This window comes from Geodermatophilus sp. URMC 64 (assembly GCF_053502555.1).
Genome location: NZ_CP199955.1, coordinates 947,997 through 965,366, shown reverse-complemented (window position 1 = coordinate 965,366; position 17,370 = coordinate 947,997). Strand labels below are relative to the sequence as shown.

General features: G+C 75.9%; 11 protein-coding genes. 4 read left to right on the top strand and 7 right to left on the bottom strand.

The window, feature by feature from the left end:
- Window positions 1-23: 23 nt before the first annotated feature.
- From ACWIYF_RS04855 to ACWIYF_RS04840, 4 genes are all read right to left on the bottom strand, one after another.
- Window positions 24-2,984 (bottom strand): AAA family ATPase, encoded by a 2,961-nt coding sequence (locus tag ACWIYF_RS04855; protein ID WP_448626984.1) that lies wholly within the window; start codon window positions 2,982-2,984, stop codon window positions 24-26.
- The gene (locus ACWIYF_RS04850; RefSeq protein ID WP_448626983.1) at window positions 2,981-4,129 is read right to left on the bottom strand and encodes an exonuclease SbcCD subunit D; all 1,149 of its coding nucleotides are present in this window, start codon (window positions 4,127-4,129) and stop codon (window positions 2,981-2,983) included. Before ACWIYF_RS04850 ends, ACWIYF_RS04855 begins: the two co-directional genes overlap by 4 nt.
- Before the next feature lie 116 nt (window positions 4,130-4,245).
- Window positions 4,246-4,803 carry a PH domain-containing protein gene (locus tag ACWIYF_RS04845; protein WP_448626982.1) on the bottom strand — a complete coding sequence of 186 codons (558 nt, stop codon included), beginning with the start codon at window positions 4,801-4,803 and terminating at the stop codon, window positions 4,246-4,248.
- Between the two features lie 31 nt (window positions 4,804-4,834).
- A complete protein-coding gene (locus ACWIYF_RS04840; RefSeq protein ID WP_448626981.1) occupies window positions 4,835-5,680 on the bottom strand; it encodes a biotin--[acetyl-CoA-carboxylase] ligase in 846 nt (281 codons plus the stop codon).
- An 89-nt stretch (window positions 5,681-5,769) separates the two neighbouring features.
- Here ACWIYF_RS04840 and ACWIYF_RS04835 point away from each other — a divergent pair, with 89 nt between their 5' ends.
- From ACWIYF_RS04835 to ACWIYF_RS04820, 4 genes are all read left to right on the top strand, one after another.
- The gene (locus ACWIYF_RS04835) at window positions 5,770-7,398 is read left to right on the top strand and encodes an acyl-CoA carboxylase subunit beta (RefSeq protein WP_448626980.1); all 1,629 of its coding nucleotides are present in this window, start codon (window positions 5,770-5,772) and stop codon (window positions 7,396-7,398) included.
- A 124-nt stretch (window positions 7,399-7,522) separates the two neighbouring features.
- The gene (locus ACWIYF_RS04830; protein ID WP_448626979.1) at window positions 7,523-7,732 is read left to right on the top strand and encodes an acyl-CoA carboxylase subunit epsilon; all 210 of its coding nucleotides are present in this window, start codon (window positions 7,523-7,525) and stop codon (window positions 7,730-7,732) included.
- Window positions 7,729-8,337 (top strand): Maf family protein, encoded by a 609-nt coding sequence (locus ACWIYF_RS04825; RefSeq protein ID WP_448626978.1) that lies wholly within the window; start codon window positions 7,729-7,731, stop codon window positions 8,335-8,337. The genes ACWIYF_RS04830 and ACWIYF_RS04825 overlap by 4 nt, the downstream gene beginning before the upstream one ends.
- Before the next feature lie 76 nt (window positions 8,338-8,413).
- Complete coding sequence (locus ACWIYF_RS04820) at window positions 8,414-10,183, top strand: acetyl/propionyl/methylcrotonyl-CoA carboxylase subunit alpha (RefSeq protein WP_448626977.1); 1,770 nt, start codon at window positions 8,414-8,416, stop codon at window positions 10,181-10,183.
- A gap of 7 nt (window positions 10,184-10,190) precedes the next feature.
- Here ACWIYF_RS04820 and ACWIYF_RS04815 read toward each other — a convergent pair whose 3' ends face one another.
- The 3 genes from ACWIYF_RS04815 to ACWIYF_RS04805 all read right to left on the bottom strand — a co-directional run bounded on the left by ACWIYF_RS04815 (window position 10,191) and on the right by ACWIYF_RS04805 (window position 17,355).
- Window positions 10,191-12,875: a reprolysin-like metallopeptidase gene (locus ACWIYF_RS04815; protein ID WP_448626976.1), complete on the bottom strand. Its 2,685-nt coding sequence runs from the start codon at window positions 12,873-12,875 to the stop codon at window positions 10,191-10,193.
- An 83-nt stretch (window positions 12,876-12,958) separates the two neighbouring features.
- Window positions 12,959-14,701 carry a reprolysin-like metallopeptidase gene (locus tag ACWIYF_RS04810; RefSeq protein WP_448626975.1) on the bottom strand — a complete coding sequence of 581 codons (1,743 nt, stop codon included), beginning with the start codon at window positions 14,699-14,701 and terminating at the stop codon, window positions 12,959-12,961.
- A 104-nt stretch (window positions 14,702-14,805) separates the two neighbouring features.
- Complete coding sequence (locus tag ACWIYF_RS04805) at window positions 14,806-17,355, bottom strand: hypothetical protein (protein ID WP_448626974.1); 2,550 nt, start codon at window positions 17,353-17,355, stop codon at window positions 14,806-14,808.
- Window positions 17,356-17,370 lie beyond the last annotated feature (15 nt).

Sequence of the window (17,370 nt, the reverse complement as noted above, 5' to 3'; positions counted from 1 at the left end):
GCGCCCGCGTCAGCCGCCTCGGCTCAGCCGGCGAGGCGCGAGCCGTGCCGGCCGGGGATCACCTCCAGCCGGGTGGTGATGCGGGTCCGCAGCTCCTCGACGTGGCTGATGACGCCGACCGTCCGCCCGCCGCGACGCAGGTCGTCGAGCACGTTCATGACCGCGTCGAGGGCCTGCGGGTCGAGCGTGCCGAACCCCTCGTCGACGAAGAGGGTGTCGATGCGCACGCCGCCGCTCTCGGCGGTGACCACGTCGGCCAGGCCGAGGGCCAGCGCCAGGGAGGCCATGAAGCTCTCGCCGCCCGAGAGCGTCTTGGTGGGCCGCCGGGTCCCGGTGTACTCGTCGAGGACGTCGAGGCCGAGGCCGCCGCGGGCGCCGTGCCGGCCCTGGGCGTCGCTGTGCAGGAAGGTGTAGCGGCCGCCGGACATGTCCTGCAGCCGGCGGCTGGCCACCTCGGAGACCTGCTCGAGCCGGGCGGCGAGCACGAAGGACTGCAACCGCATCTTCAGCCGGTTGGAGCCGCGGCCGCCGACGAGGTCGGCCAGGGCGGTGACCCGGTGGGCCGCGGTCCGCTGGTCGTCGAGCTGCACCTCGACCTCCATGAGGTCTCCGGCGAGCTCGTCGAGGCGGGCGGTCCGGCGCCGGGCGGCCTCCAGGTCGGCGACCGCGGCCTCGCGGGCCTCCGTCGCCTCGCGGCAGCACCCGGTCAGGGCGGCGAGGTCCGGGCGCGGGCCGAGGTCGGCGAGCTCGGGCTCGGCCAGCGTCGCGGTGACGACGACGCGGGCGCGGTCGTGCTCCTCGACCAGCCGCCCGGTCCGCGCCGCGCGGGCCGGGTCGAGCAGGGCCGCCGCTGCGGCGTCGGTGCCGGCGAACCCCGCCTCGGCCACCCGGGTCTCGGCGGCGGCCCGGGTCTCCTCCGCGGCCACGCGGGCCCGCAGCTCGGCCGCCTCCGCCTCGAGGAGCGCCTCGCACCGCTCCGCCTCGGCGGTGAGCCGGCGGGCGCGGGCGGGCAGGTCGGGGTCGTCCCCGCGGGCGGCCTCCAGCCGGTCGCGCAGCGCGGCCAGCGCCTCCTCCGCCGCCGCCAGCTCGGCGCGGCGGCGGCCGAGCTCCTCGCGGTCGGCGACCAGCGCGGCGGCGGCCGCCTCGCGGCGGGACGTGCGGTCGGCGAGCTCGGTGCGGGCACGGTCGAGACCGGCCGCGAGCCGGGCGTCCTCCCGCAGGTGCGCCTCGGCCTCGGCGAGCGCCCGCTCCTGGGCGTCGAGCGGGTCGTCGCCGGCCTGCCCCCGCAGCCCGGCGAGCTGCGCCTCGCGCTCGGCCAGGGCGGCCCGCGCGGCGGTGTGCCGGGCCTCGGCGTCCTCGGCCGCGGCGCGCGCGGCGTCCTCGTCCTCGCGGGTGACCAGCGGGCCGCCCGCGGTGGCCGGGGACGGGTGCTCGACGGCGCCGCACACCGGGCAGCTCTCGCCGTCGCGGAGCCCGGCGGCCAGCTCGGCGGCCATGCCGTCGAGCCGCCGGGCGCGGACGTCGTTCCAGTGCTCGCGGGCGTCCAGCCAGGCGGCGCGGGCGGTGTCGGCCGCGCGGCGGTCGGCCTCGACGGCGGTCGCGAGCGAGCCGGCGGCCCGGGCCGCGGCCACGGCGGCCCGGCGGCGCTCGACGGCGTCGGTGCGGCCGGGCAGCCGCGCGGCGGCCTCCGCCGCCGCGGCCACCCGCGCCTCCTGCTCGGCGATCCGGCCCGGCCAGGCACCGGCGGCGGCCTCGCCCTCGGCGCACCGGGCGGTCAGCCGCTCGACCAGCCGGGCGGTCGCGGCGACGTCCCGGGCCAGCCGGTCGGCCTCGGCCACCCGGGGCAGCAGGGCCCGGACCTCGGCGGCCTCGACCCACAGGGCGCGGGCCAGCAGCCCGTCGGCGGCACGGCCGCCCGAGACCGCCGCCCACGCGCGGCGTGCCGCGGCCAGCGCCGCGCCCGCGGCCCCGGCGGCCTGCCCGGCCCGGGCGGCGGCCTCGAGCACGTCGCGCGCCGGCTCCGCCCGCCGTCCGGCCTCGAGCTCGGCCCGCAGCGGCGCCAGCGCGTCCTCCTCCGCGGCCAGCCGGGCCAGCTCCGCGCGGGCGCGGTCGCGCCGGAGGTGGCGCTCCTCCTCCGCCCGGGCGGCGGCGAGGGCCGCCTCGTGCCGGCCCGCCTCCGCCCCGGCCGCGGCCGCGAGGGCCTCGGCCTCGGCCAGGCGGGCCGCGGCCTCCCCGCGCACCCGGTGCACCCAGGCGCCCACCGCCGACCGCGGCGCGGCGCCGACCGCCTCGGGCGCCAGCTCCTCGGGCACCGGGACGTCGGCGGCCTGGGCCACCAGCGAGACCAGGGTCGCCGCCCGGTTCCGGACCCGCTCCAGCCGCTCCCGGGCGGCGGCGCGCTCGTCGGCCAGCCACTCCTCGGCGCGGGCGAACCGGCCGACGTCGAACAGCGTGCGCAGCAGCCGGCCGCGGTCCTCCGGCTCCGCGCGCAGGAAGCGGGCGAAATCGCCCTGCGGCAGCAGCACCACCTGGCAGAACTGCTCCGCGGACAGCCCCAGGCGGGTCCGCAGGTGCTCCGAGCCCTCGTCGATGCGGGTGCTGACCGCCTCCCAGCCGCCGTCGACGGCCCGCTGCACGGTCAGCCGCGCCTGCTCGGTCGTCGTCCCGGTGCCGCGGCGCTTCGGACGCTGCTGCTCCGGCCGCCGGACCACCCGCAGCCGCTCCCCGCCGAGGGTCAGCTCCAGCTCGACCTCGGTCCGGGTCTCCTCGTCGGCGTGGTCGCTGCGCAGCCGCTTCTCCTCGCCCCGGGCACCGGGCACGGTGCCGTAGAGGGCGAAGACGACCGCGTCGAGCAGCGTGGTCTTGCCGGCGCCGGTCGGGCCCCAGAGCAGGAACAGCCCGTCGCGGCCCACGTCGTCGAGGTCGACGCTGACCCGGCCGGCGAACGGGCCGAAGGCCGAGAGGCTCAGGCGGTGCACCCTCACCGGGCGGCCTCCGCGGCGCCCGCGGCGCTCAGCGCCCGGCCCAGCAGGTCCAGCTCCACGGGTGCCGCCTCGGTGCCGCGCACGTGCGCGACGAACTCGCGGGTCACCTCCAGGTCGCTTCGCCCGCGCAGCCGCTCCTGGTAGCTGCGGCCGTCGGCGCCCGCCCCGGAGCCGGTCCACTCCAGGTGCACGCAGTGCGGGAAACGGGCCTGCAGCCGGCGCATCGGGTCGACCGGCCGCTCGGCGTCGGTCAGCCGGGCGGAGACGAAGTGGTCCTCGACCGCGGCGAGGGCGGGATCGGCGAGCAGCTCGGCCAGCTCCCCGGTCAGCACGGTCAGCTCACGGGGCGCCGGCAGCGGCACCGCGCGCACGTCGGTCAGCCCGCCGGCGTCGAGGTCGACCAGCCAGGCCTGCTTGGCCTGGCCGGCCTCGCCGAAGGAGTAGGCCAGCGGCGAGCCGCTGTAGCGCAGCCGCGGGGTGAGCGTCTGCGGGCGGTGCAGGTGGCCGAGGGCGACGTAGTCGACGCCGTCGAAGACCTCCGCCGGCACCAGGTCGACGCCGCCGACGCAGATGTCGCGCTCGCTGTCGCTGGGCACCCCGCCCCCGACGAAGGCGTGCGCGAGGACCACGGAGCGGGCCCCCGGCCGCAGGAACAGATCGGCCCGCACACGCTCCATGGCCGCGGCGAGCACCGCCGCCGACCCCCGCGCGTCCGGGACGCCGAGCTCGGCGCGGGCCACCTCGGGCTCGAGGTACGGCAGGCCGTAGACCGCGACCTCGCCGTGCTCGTCGGCGAGCAGCACGGGCTCGTCGAGCGCGGCCACCGCCGTCCGCAGATGCACGCCGGAGACGGCCATCAGCCCGGCGCCGAAGGCCAGCCGCCGGGCCGAGTCGTGGTTGCCGGGGGTGAGCACCACGCGCGCGCCCGCCGCCCGGAGCCGGGTCAGCACCCTGTCGAGGACGGCGGTCGCGTCGGCCGACGGCACCGCCCGGTCGTAGACGTCGCCGGCCACGACGACCGCGTCGACGCCCTCGGCCCGCACCACCTCGGCGAGCCCGCCCAGCACCCGCTCCTGCTCGGCGAGCAGGTCGGTGCCGTGCAGCGACCGGCCGATGTGCCAGTCGGAGGTGTGCAGGAGGCGCATGGATCGGAAGCTAGGTCAGCCCACCGACAGTCGTTCCGAGCCGCGCCGTGACGGATCGGTCCGGCTCGCCTCGGCCGGAACAGGGGGCGCAGCCGCCCCAGCCGCACCCGGGCGGCTCACCACCGGACCGGCGAGGTCCCGTCGTCCTCGCCGCGGATGTACCCGGCGTTCTCCCGGGCCCGGCGGTCGGCGTCCTCCTCGATCATGTGGTTCAGCAGCTGCTGCACGCCGTCGCTGTCGGGGATCGCCTTGAGCACGGTGGCCCCGCTGTCGCCGGCGGACTCGATGGTGAGCGTCCCGGAGTTGATCACCCGGTCCCAGAGGCTCTGCCGGTAGGAGACGTCGGTGATCCGCGACAGGCCGATGTCGCGGCCGTGCCGGGTCAGGATGCCCTCCCGGAACAGCAGCCGGTGCGTCGTGACCACGTAGTGCGTGGTGCGCCACCGCAGCAGCGGCACGACGACCAGGAACAGGGCCAGGACGACGGCCGCCGCGGCCACGACGAGGCGGAACACGCCCTGGTTCCGGCCCTCCGGGATGACCGCCGCCCCGAACGAGGCGGCGCCCACCAGGACGAGGAACCAGACGACCGGCCAGAAGATCGTCAGCCAGTGCGGGTGCAGGTGGCGGACGACCTCTTCGTCGTCGGCGAGGACCTTGTCGGGGTACGGCACGGCGACAGGATGACCCAGCCGAGCGCAGCCGTCACCCATCCCCGGGGACGGCGCGCTCGCGCACGTGCCGCACGTCTCCGGAGGCGAGCTCCACGGTGCCGCCGCCGGTGGCGACCACCAGCCGGCCGTCCCAGTCGACGGCCTGCGCGACGCCCTCGAGCTCCGAGCCGTCGGGCATCGTCACGCTGACCGTCGTCCCGACCGTCGACGACCAGGCGAGGTAGTCCCGCGCGAGGCCGCTGCCGACGGGATCGCCGAGGGCGCCGGTCCAGGCGCGGTAGCGCCGCTCGAAGGCACGCAGGAACGCCAGCAGCAGCGGGCCCCGGTCCACGGCCGCCCCGGTGACCACCGACAGCGAGGTGCCGGTGTCGGGCAGCTCGCCCGCGTTGGTGTTGACGTTCAGGCCGGTGCCGACGACGACGGCGTTCTCGGCGGCCTCGGCGAGGATGCCGGCCAGCTTGCGGCCGTCGAGCGCGAGCAGGTCGTTGGGCCACTTCAGCGAGGCACGGACGCCGGTGACGTCGCCGACCGACTCCGCCAGCGCCACGCCGGTGAGCAGCGGCAGCCAGGCCCGGCGGGCGGCCGGGACGTCGGGCCGGACGAGCACCGAGACGGTGAGCCCGGCCCGCGGCGGGGAGGTCCAGGTGCGGTCGAGCCGGCCGCGGCCGGCCTCCTGGTACTCGGCGACGAGGACGGTGCCCTCGGGGGCGTCGTCCGCGGCGCGGGCCAGCAGCGCGGCGTTGGTCGAACCGATCGTGTCGACCACCTCGAGGGAGCGCCACAGGCCGGTGTCGCGGGTCAGCGCCGCCGCCAGGGCCGGGCCGTCGAGCCCCGGCCGGTCCAGGTCCGACCAGCGGGAGGAAGGGGCGTCCGGCACGTCACCTACGCTACGGCCCCGAGAGCCTCGCGTGATCCGTGACAAGGCGAGCGGGGCCGCAACGTCCCAGCGGAGCGAGGCAGGTAAGCGTGAGTGCGGCCGAACTGCAGGGCGCCGGGGAGCACGTCCCCGACGACATCGACATCCACACCACAGCCGGCAAGCTCGCCGACTTCGAGCGGCGCGTGCAGGAGGCCACCCACGCGGGCTCCGAGCGGGCCGTGGAGAAGCAGCACGCCGCCGGCAAGATGACCGCCCGCGAGCGGATCGAGGCGCTGCTGGACCCGGGCTCGTTCACCGAGTTCGACGAGTTCGCCCGCCACCGCTCCACCAACTTCGGCATGGAGGACCGCCGACCCTTCGGCGACGGCGTCGTCAGCGGCTACGGCACCGTGGACGGGCGGCCGGTGGCGATCTTCTCCCAGGACGTCACCGTCTTCGGCGGCAGCCTCGGCGAGGTCTACGGCGAGAAGATCGTCAAGGTCCTCGACTTCGCCATGCGCAACGGCTGCCCGGTGATCGGCATCAACGAGGGCGGCGGGGCGCGGATCCAGGAGGGCGTGGTCTCCCTCGGCCTCTACGGCGAGATCTTCCGGCGCAACGTGCACGCCTCCGGCGTCATCCCGCAGATCTCGCTGATCATGGGCGCCGCCGCCGGCGGCCACGTCTACTCCCCCGCGCTCACCGACTTCACGGTCATGGTCGACAAGACCAGCCAGATGTTCATCACCGGCCCCGACGTGGTGAAGACGGTGACCGGCGAGGAGGTCACGCTCGAGGAGCTCGGCGGCGCCCGCACCCACAACACCAAGTCCGGGGTCGCCCACTACCTGGCCGAGGACGAGAACGACGCCCTCGACTACGTCAAGGCGCTGCTGTCGTACCTGCCGAGCAACAACCTCGACCCGCTGCCCGCCGTCGAGGTGGGCCCGGTCGACACTGTGCTGCCCGACGCGCTGACCGACGAGGACCTCGAGCTCGACACCTTCGTGCCGGACTCGGCCAACAGCCCCTACGACATGCACACCGTCATCGGGCACGTGCTCGACGACGGCGAGTTCCTCGAGGTGCAGCAGCTGTGGGCGCCGAACATCGTGGTCGGCTTCGGCCGGGTCGAGGGCCGCCCGGTCGGGGTGGTGGCCAACCAGCCGACCCAGTTCGCCGGCACGCTGGACATCGACGCCAGCGAGAAGGCCGCGCGCTTCGTGCGCACCTGCGACGCCTTCAACATCCCGGTGCTGACGTTCGTCGACGTCCCCGGTTTCCTCCCGGGCACCTCGCAGGAGTGGGAGGGGATCATCCGCCGCGGGGCCAAGCTGATCTACGCCTACGCGGAGGCGACGGTCCCGAAGATCACGGTGATCACCCGCAAGGCCTACGGCGGCGCCTACGACGTCATGGGCTCCAAGCACCTCGGGGCCGACCTCAACCTCGCCTGGCCGACGGCGCAGATCGCGGTCATGGGCGCGCAGGGCGCGGTCGGGATCCTCTACCGCAAGGAGCTCGCCGCGGCCGACGACCCGGAGACCCGCCGGGCCGAGCTGATCACCGAGTACGAGGACGCGCTGCTCTCGCCGTACATCGCCGCCGACCGCGGGTACGTCGACGCGGTGATCCCGCCGTCGCACACCCGCGTGCAGATCACCAAGGCGCTGCGGGTGCTGGCCAACAAGCGCCAGTCACTGCCGCCGAAGAAGCACGGGAACATCCCGCTATGACATGGCCGCCCTCCGGGCGGCACCGCGTCCAGGTGCCGTCCCCCTGTTGCGTGGAGCCCTCTCCCGTCGCCCCTCGGGGTGCCCCCCGGGCCCCCGCTCCGGGCGACACCCTCGGGAGCGTCTCGTGAGCGACACCCCCCTCCTGCGGATCGTGTCGGGGGACCCCACCGCCGAGGAGCTGGCCGCGCTCACCGTCGTCGTCGCGGCGCTCTCGCAGCGGCGCGAGCGCCGGCGGGTGACCCCGGTCGGCGTCTGGGGGTCCTTCGCCGACGGCCACCGCCGTCCGCTGCAGGCCGGCCCCGGGGGCTGGCGCGCTTCCGGGAGGTTCGCGTGAGTGTCGATCGGCGGCTGGTGCTGGGCAGCGCCTCCCCCGCCCGGCTCAACCTGCTCCGGCAGGCCGGGCTCTCCCCCGAGGTCGTGATCAGCCAGCTCGACGAGTCCTCGGTGCAGGCGCCGCGGGTGGCCGAGCGGGTGGCCCTGCTGGCGGCGGCCAAGGCCAAGGCCGTCGCCGAGCAGGAGACCGACGCGCTGGTGATCGGCGCCGACTCGCTGCTGGAGTTCCGCGGGGAGGCGTACGGCAAGCCCGCCGACCTGCACGAGGCGCGCGACCGCTGGCAGCGGATGGGCGGGCACAGCGGCGTCCTGCACACCGGCCAGGCGCTGCTCGACGTGCGGGACGGCGCGGTGGTCAGCCGCGACGTCGCCGTCGTCTCGACGGTGGTGCACTTCGCCTCGATCACGCCGGAGGAGCTCGAGGCCTACCTGGCGACCGGCGAGCCGCTCGCCGTCGCGGGCGCCTTCACCCTCGACGGGCTGGGCGCGCCGTTCGTCCGGCGGGTGGACGGCGACCCCGCGGCGGTGGTCGGGCTGTCGCTGGCGACGCTGCGCACGCAACTGGCCAAGCGGGGGCTGGCGCTCACCGACCTCTGGCGGCGCTGACACCCCGCCCGCCGTCCGGGGCGGCAGCCCGGCTGGTTACAGTCCGGAACGGTCGACTTTCCGAGGGAGAACACCGGTGCAGAAGGTCCTGATCGCCAACCGCGGCGAGATCGCGGTGCGCGTGGCCCGTGCGTGCAAGGACGCCGGCCTGACCAGCGTGGCGGTGTACGCCGAGCCCGACCGGGACGCGCTGCACGTGCGCGCGGCCGACGAGGCGTTCGCCCTCGGCGGGATGACGCCCGGCGACTCCTACCTGGTCATCGACAAGCTCATCGACGTCGCCAAGCAGTCCGGCGCGGACGCCGTCCACCCGGGCTACGGCTTCCTGTCCGAGAACGCCGGCTTCGCCCAGGCCGTCCTCGACGCGGGGCTGACCTGGATCGGGCCCTCCCCCGAGGCGATCATCGCCCTGGGCGACAAGGTGCAGGCCCGGCACATCGCCACCAAGGCGGGTGCGCCGCTCGTGCCCGGCACCAAGGACCCGGTCAAGGACGCCGACGAGGTGATCGCCTTCGCCGAGGAGCACGGTCTGCCGGTGGCGATCAAGGCCGCGTTCGGCGGCGGCGGCCGCGGGCTGAAGGTGGCCCGCACCACGGAGGAGATCCCGGAGCTGTTCGACTCCGCGGTCCGCGAGGCGGTCTCCGCCTTCGGCCGCGGGGAGTGCTTCGTCGAGCGCTTCCTCGACAAGCCGCGGCACGTCGAGGCGCAGGTCCTGGCCGACACGCACGGCAACGTGATCGTCGTCGGCACCCGCGACTGCTCGCTGCAGCGGCGCAACCAGAAGCTGGTCGAGGAGGCCCCCGCGCCGTTCCTCACCGACGAGCAGCGGGCGCGCATCCACGAGTCCGCCAAGGCCATCTGCAAGGAGGCCGGCTACCACGGCGCCGGCACCGTCGAGTACCTGGTCGGCACCGACGGCTCGATCTCCTTCCTCGAGGTCAACACCCGGCTGCAGGTCGAGCACCCGGTCAGCGAGGAGACCGCCGGCGTCGACCTGGTCCGCCAGCAGTTCCGCATCGCCGACGGCCTGCCGCTGGAGATCACCGAGGACCCGACACCCCGAGGGCACGCGATCGAGTTCCGGATCAACGCCGAGGACGCCGGCCGCAACTTCCTGCCCGCCCCCGGCCCCGTCACCCGCCTGGAGATCCCGCAGGGCCCCGGCGTGCGCTGGGACTCCGGCGTCGAGCAGGGCGGCGAGGTCGCCGGGGCGTTCGACTCCATGCTGGCCAAGCTCATCGTCCACGGCGCCAGCCGCGAGGAGGCGCTCGAGCGCTCCCGCCGGGCCCTGGACGAGCTGGTCGTCGAGGGCATGCCCACGGTGATCCCGTTCCACCGGGCCGTGGTCCGCGACGAGGCGTTCACCAGCGAGCCGTTCACCGTGCACACCCGCTGGATCGAGACCGAGTGGGACAACCAGGTCGAGCCCTACGGCGCGGCCCCGGCCGAGCAGGAGGAGGCGGCGCCCCGGCAGACCGTCGTCGTCGAGGTCGGCGGGCGCCGGCTCGAGGTCTCGCTGCCCGCGGGCCTGGCGCTCGGCGGGGGCGGCGGTGGCGGCGGCGTGGGCGCGCCGGCCAAGCCCCGCAAGCGCGGCTCCGGGCACGGCGGCTCCGGCACCTCCGGCGACTCCCTCACCTCGCCCATGCAGGGCACGATCGTGAAGGTCGCGGTCGCCGACGGCGCCACGGTGAAGGCCGGCGACCTGGTCGTCGTCCTCGAGGCGATGAAGATGGAGCAGCCGATCACGGCGCACAAGGACGGCACGGTGACCGGGCTGTCCGCCGAGGTGGGCGCGACCGTGACCAGCGGCGCCGTCCTCTGCACCATCGCCGACGCGGCGGGGTGACCTCCGGTCAGCCGACCGCGACCCTGGCCTCGGCGGCGATGTAGGTCAGCGTGCCGCCTTCGAACCGCTGCACGGTGTCGCCGCCGATGACCTGGGGCTCGTCGAGGGGGTAGCCGAGCCGGCCGTACTCCCCGCCGCTGCGCTCCCACTCCGCCAGGAGCTCCCCGGAGACGGTGTGCGCGCCGGTGGTCCGCGTCCAGTACACGGCGCCGCCCTGGAAGTGCTGGAAGCAGCCGCCGTCGGGCAGACCGCAGTACTCGTCCATGTCCGGGTAGCCCAGAGCGCCGGCCACCCCGCCGGCGGCCGTCCACCGGGTGCGGATCGCGCCCTTGAGGATCCGCACGGTCCCCGAGTCGCTGCCGATCAGGGTCCCGCCCTGGAAGGTCTGGGCACAGCCGTTGTCGGGCAGCCCGCACACGGGATCACCGGTCGGGTAGCCCAGCCGGCCGCGCTCCCAGCCCAGCGCCCCCCAGCGGTCGCGGACCGCGCCCGGAGCGACGACCCGGGCGCCGGTCGCCGGCGACCAGTAGGCCCACCCGCCCTGGAACGCCTGGAAGCAGCCTCGGTCGCGCAGACCGCAGCGCTCGTCCGACGTCGGGTAGCCCAGGGAGCCGCCCGGCCCTCCCCCGGCGAGCCACTTCGTACGGATGGCGCCACGCACGATCTGCGCCGCGGTCGAGTCGCTGCCGTAGAGCGAACCACCCTGGAAGGTCTGCGAGCACCCGTTGCCGGGCAGTCCGCAGACGAGGTCACCGGTGGGATAGCCCAGCCTGCCGCGCTCCCAGCCCAGCGCCCCCCACCGACTGCGGACGGCACCGGCCTCGACCGTGGACGCACCCGTGGCGGACGACCAGTAGACCCAGCCGTGCTGGAACGACTGGAAGCACCCCCCGCCGGTCAATCCGCAGCGCTCGTCGCCGGTCGGGTAGCCCAGGGCGCTGTCCGGGCCGCCGGCGGCGAGCCACTTGGTGCGGATGGCACCGCGCACGACCTGCGCCGCCGTGGAGTCGCTGTCGTAGAGCGTCCCGCCCTGGAAGGGCTGCGAGCAGCCGTTGTCGGTCAGCCCGCAGGAGGCGTCGGCGACCGGGTAGCCCAGCACGCCCCGCTCCCAGCCCAGCGCCCCCCAGCGGCTGCGCAGGGTGCCGCCCACGACCGAGGGGGTCGTCCTCGCCGACCAGTAGATCGATCCGTTCTGGTAGGCCCGGAAGCAGCCGCCGTCGCGGAACCCGCACGCCAGCGACCTGGTCGGCCAGCCCAGCGGACCGGTCGGGCCGCCCGTGGTGTGGTACTTCAGGCCTCCTGGGCTGCCCCCGGGGCTGATCCGGACGACCGCGTTGCCGACCGGGTCGACGCTCTCCACGGTCACGGTGAAGTCCGCGTCCGGCACCGGCACCGAGCGCCCGACGGGGAAGACGACCTGCACGTCGTCCGCCCACCCGGCGGACCGCGACGGGGTCCCGTCCAGGAGCAGCGAGGAGTTCTGGGCGAACGTCGTGGGATCGCCCAGCCGGAGCGTCACGCCGCTGTCCAGCCAGCCGGTGGTCGCGCTGAGCCAGGCGTCCTGCCCGGAGGCCTGCCGGTACTCCAGCCAGTAGCTGTCCCCGAACGGGTCGACGAGCTCGAGGGCCCGGACCCCGCTCGGCGCGGACACCGGAGCGAGGGTGTAGCCGGCCTCCGGGTCCCAGGTGTTCGCGCTGACCTTCTCCGCGTCGGGCAGCAGGCCCAGCCGATCGGCCTGGGCGACGTTCAGCGAGCCGAGCAGCTCCCAGGAGAAGCCCATGACGTCGTACAGGTCGTTGTACTCGGCCAGCCGGCACGTGCCCGTGTCGACCGCGCCGTCGCACTGGATCTCGGAGGAGTGCCCGAGGCCCAGATTGTGCCCCAGCTCGTGCGCGATCACCGACGTGGCCACGTCCCGCACGTAGAGCCGGCCGCCGCTGCTGAGCGTGCTGCCGACCTCCGCGAGCCCGTAGGCGCACGACCCGGCGGTGCGGGGCAGGTAGAGCAGCAGGTGCTTGCCCGGGAGGGGGCTCCAACCGACACGGAAGGCGATCTCCTTCCACAGCTCCGCCGGCCGGCTGCAGTCCTTGTCCGTGGTCAGCCACCCGGCCCGGCCGGCCGTCGCGTGGATCCGCACCGCGCCGTCGGTCTGCGACGACCAGAACGCCGCCACGTCGCCGTTGACCTTGTTCACGACCGTGGAGACGGCGGTGCGGTCGGGGGTCGTTCCCTCCGGGGCGACCGCCACCACGGTGACCTCGTTCGTCGCCGCCCCGTCCGCCTCCGCCGTCGGCGGTTCCGCGGGGACCTCGACCACGGTCGCGTCCAGCACCGCCTGGGCCGGCTCCAGCCCGTCCTCGGTGGCCGCCTCGTCGACGACCGTCCGGCCGAGCGTGACCTCGACGGTCGCGCCGACCGGGACGTCCGCCGCCTCGGCGAGATCATCGGTCGGGACGCGGATCGACTCGCCGTCCTCGGTCTCGATCCAGCTCAGCGGTCCCTCGTCGCCGCGGGAGGCGGCCTCGGCGGGGTGCTCGTACTCCGGCCAGGCCTGCACGAGGACACCGGTCACGGTCTCCTCCGTCGCCGGCCCCTCCGCGCGCGCGGTGCCGGGAGCGGCGACGGCGATCCCGGCCACGACAGCCGCGGCGGTCAGGACGATGACGGCACGCGCGGGGCGCACGAGATGCACGGCAGCTCCTCGGGAACGGGGGTCGTCGTAGTCATCGGCACGACCGGAGCGCCGGCGCACCGCCACCACCCGGTCGGACGACGTCAGCGAGGACGGCGGGACAGGGCGGCGCGGCGACGCAGCCCCAGCGCGGCCGCCGCCACGAGCAGCACACCGGCCGCGCCGGCGGCGCAGAGGCCCAGGGGCACCGGGGTCGTGCCAACGGCGCTGGTGTCGGCCGCCTCGGCCAGCCCGCCGTCGACGGTCGAGGCCGCCGTGGTCTGCGGCGCGGGGCTCGCCGCACCGCCGGTGGGGGTTCCGGTGCCCGGGGCGGCGCTCTCGGCGGTCGCCGGCGCGCCGGTGGCGTCGGGTGCGGTCGGCGTCCCCTCGGCGCCGCCGTCCGCGGCCTCGCCGGGGAGGACGGTGCCGGCCGGTGCGGGCGCGACGGGGACGGCCCCGGCGGCGACGCCCGGCGCCGCCACCACGCCGACGGTCGCGCCCCCGGCGGCCACGGCCTGCACGGTCACGGTGAACGCGCCGCCGCCGACGGCGACCGGGACGCCGACGGGGAGGGCGGCCTGCAGGTCGCCGTCCCACCCGGCGGCCGGCGCGGGGGTGCCGTCCAGGAGGAGCGAGGTGTCGGGGAAGGCGCCGGCACGGTGCAGCAGCACGCCGGTGTCGAGCCGGAAGCGGTTGTCGCCCGTGCCGAGCCACGCGTCCTGGCCGACGGGGGCGCGGTACTCCAGCCAGTAGACGGCGCCGTCGGCCGCGGTCAGCCGGATCGCCCGCGTCCCGGCCGGGCCGGCCAGGGGCGCGAGGTCGTGGGAGCCGGCCGGCGCGCCGGGCGCGAGGTCGAGCCGCGCGGCGGCCGGCAGGACGCCGAGGCGGTCGGCCTGGACGGCGGACAGCGCGCCGAGCGCGCTCCAGGAGGCGCCCATGACGTCGTAGTAGTCGCGGTAGCCCTGGGTGCGGCAGGTGCCGGCCTCCAGCGCGCGGTCGCACTGCAGCCCCGAGGAGTGCCCGAGGCCGAAGTTGTGGCCGAGCTCGTGGGCGATGACCGAGGGCAGCGCGTCGCGGACGTAGAGCCGCCCGCCGGAGGACACGCCGGCGCCGACCTGGCCGAGGGCGTAGGAGCAGCCGGGCAGGTCGGCGGGGCGGCTGCTCAGGTAGACGACGAGGTGGCGGCCCGGGCCGGCGACGAACCCGACCCGCCGGGCGACCTCGTCCCACAGCGCGTTGGGGTCGGTGCAACCGGCGCTTGTGGTCAGCCAGTCGTGCGTCGCGGTGACGCCGAGCCGGACGGCGCCGCCGGTCTGCTCCGACCAGAACCGCGCGACCGGCCCGTCCACCGTGGCCACGACCTGGCCGAGCGTGGTGGCGTCCCGCTCGCCGCCGGCCGGCACGACCATGGCCACGGTGACCTGGTTGGTGATCGCGGCGGCAGCCGGGGCAGCCGGGGCGGCCGCGGCGGCGGGGGCGTCGAGGACGTCGGCGTCGCGGACCTCGAGCGCCGGCTCGTACCCCTCCTGCGCGGCGTCGTCCGGGAGCCGGCCGCCGACGTCCACCGACACCGTGGCGCCGGCGGGCACGTCGGCCAGCGCCTCGGTCGGCACGCGGACCGACTCGCCCTCCGCCGTCCGGACCCAGCTCAGCGGGGCGTCACTGCCGTGGTCGGGCTCCGCCTGCCCGGGATGGGCCTGCTCCGGATAGGCCTGCACCAGCTCGCCGACGACGGTGGTACCGCTCGGCTCGTCCGCGGCGGCGCTCGCCGCGGGCAGCAGCACGCCGGCGCACACCGCGAGGGCGGTCACCAGGCGGCCGGCGAGACGGCATGGGGAGGAAGGCATCTCCTTCCCCATCGGCGGCCTCGGCAGCCGCCGGCACCGGATCAAGCCGAATCGGGGAACGATCCGTCACGCCCGCCCCAGCAGCCGCTACCGCCCCCGACGGATCAGGCGGTCAGATACACGCGCCCGAACCGGTCGGTGTAGAGCATCCCGCCCTCGAACCGCTGCGCCTGTCCGCCCGGGACCGGGTAGAGCTCGGTCACCGGATAGCCCAGGAAGCCCCTCTCGTAGCCGTGCTTCGCCCACGTGGCCGTGATCGGACTGGTCGCCGAGACGGCGTGCGCCCCGCTGGCCGGGGACCAGTAGACGGAGCCGCCCTGGAACCGCTGGAAGCAGCCGCCGACGCGCAGCCCGCACCGCTCCTCCGACGTCGGGTAGCCGAGCCGCCCCGTTTCCCAGCCCAGGCTCCCCCACGCGTCCCGGATGGCACCCCCGACCGCGTGCGGGCCGGTGGCCGGCGACCAGTAGATCGACCCGCCCTGGAACGTCTGGAAACAGCCGCCGTTCACCAAGCCGCACCGCTCGTCGGACGTGGGGTAGCCCAGCAGCCCCTTCTCGTAGTTCTTGGTGCCCCAGTGGCTGCGGATCGCGCCTTTCACCGTCCGGGCGCCCGTGGCCGGCGACCAGTAGATCGAGCCGCCCTGGAAGGCCTGGAAGCAGCCGCCGTTCACCAGGCCGCACCGGGTGTCGCCGACCGGGTAGCCGAGCCACCCGTTCTCCCAGCCCAGCGCTCCCCACCGCGACATGACCGGCGAGGCCACGACGGCCCGCACCGGTGCACCGGGCAGGGAGTACAGGTTGCCGTTCTCGAAGGCCTGGTAACAGCCGCCGTTCCTCAAGCCGCAGCGCTGGCCCCGGGTCGGGAAGCCGAGCGCACTGTTGTCGGAGCCCAGGGCGAAGTACCGGCTCTGGAACGAGCCCGAGACGGCCGCCACACGACCGCCCGGGCTCTGGAAGACCACGCCCCCTTGGAAGTCCTGGGAGCAGCCGCCTCCCTGCAACCAGCAGGCGAAGTCGGCCGTCGGGTACCCGAGGGGGCCGTTCTGCGCCCCGCCGTCCAGCCACCACGCCGCGAGAGGACCTCGTTCGACGGTGTGCGCGCCGGTGGCCGGCGACCAGTAGATCCAGCCGTTCTCGAACTCGCGACGGCAGCCGCCGTTGCGCAGGCCGCACGCGGGGGCGCGCGTCTCGTAGCCCAGCGACCCATCGGGCCCGCCGGACGAGCGGTAGAGGACGTGCATCGGCTCCGCGTAGCCCGACGGCGTCACGACGACGTCGGCACCCGTCCCGGACGCGCCGGTGACGGTCACGGTGAACTCGCCCCCGGCGATCGGAACCGGGCTGCCCACCGGCAGTGCCTCCTGCAGGTCGCCGTTCCAGGACGCCTGCGCCGAGGGGCTGCCGTCGAACAGGAGCGAGGTGTCGTCGTCGTAGGTGGCCAGTCGGAGGAGGACGCCCTGCTCGAGGCCGTAGCGGTTGTCCGCCGTCCCCAGGTAGGCATCGCGCCCGGTCGCCGTCCGGTACTCGAGCCAGTACTCGGAGTCGTCCCGGCCCACGAGTTGCAGCGCGCGCACGCCGGCGCGGTCGCTCGTCGGGGCCAGCCGGTAGGACGCGGAGGGGGTGAACGTCTCCACGGTCGACACCTGGTCGCCGGGAAGGAGGCCGACGAGATCCGCCTGCGGGGCGCTGAGCGTGCCGAACTGCTCCCACGACGCCCCCATGACGTCGTAGAGGTCGCCGTACGCGGACACCCCGCACGGGTCGGCGTCGACGGTGCCGTCGCAGTGCACCAGCGAGGAGTGGCCCAGCCCGAAGTTGTGCCCGAGCTCGTGCGCCGTGACCGACGGGAGGACGTCCTGAACATAGAACCGGGTGGGCAGGCCGATGGCGAACCCGACCTCCCCGAGGCCGACCGAGCAGTCCTGGGCCGCGCTCGAGAGGTACAGCATCAGGTGCGTGTGCCAGGCGCCCGACCACTGGGCCGCCGTTGCCGCCTGGGTCCACATCTGCGCCGGCTCCGTGCAGTCCGCGGTCGTGCTGATCCACGAGGTCGAGGCGGCGGTGGCGCCGACCTGGACCGCGCCGCCGCTCTGCTCGGCCCAGAAGTCGTGCACCGGCCCGTTGACCAGGTCGACGACCTGCTGCGCGGTCGTCGTGTCCGCGGGGACGCCGCCGGGGCGGACGAGCACGACCGTCACCGCCTCGGTGGTGCCGGCCGGGAGGGACGGCGCCGTCGGCAGCCCCGCCGGGGCCGTCTCGGGCGCCGGCGTGACCACGGAGGCGGCCAGCACCTCGTGGGCCTCCTCCAGGCCGTCCTCCCGCGCCGCCTCGTCGGCGACGGGCTCGCCGACCCGTACCCGGACCGTGGCCCCGACGTCGAGGTCCGCGACGTCGGGCAGGTCGTCGGTCACCACCCGTACGGGTTCGCCGCGTTCCGGCTCGACCCACGTCAGCGGCTCGCCGGGGGCCGCCTCCTCCGGTCCGGCCGGATCCGGCCAGGCCTGGACCAACGTGCCGACGACGGTCTCACCGGCGGACGGGCTGTCGTCGGCGGAGGCCGCCGGGACGGCGAGCAGCGGCACGGCGAGGAGCGGGACGGCGACCGCGGCAACCCCGGTGAGCGACCGCAGCCGCGGCCGTCGGGCGAGACGCACAGGGAACTCCCAGGA

Excerpts from the sequence above, each read along its gene's own strand:
- ACWIYF_RS04850 (WP_448626983.1), bottom strand. The coding sequence starts at position 4,129 with ATGCGCCTCCTGCACACCTCCGACTGGCACATCGGCCGGTCGCTGCAC.
- ACWIYF_RS04810 (WP_448626975.1), bottom strand. The coding sequence starts at position 14,701 with ATGCCTTCCTCCCCATGCCGTCTCGCCGGCCGCCTGGTGACCGCCCTC.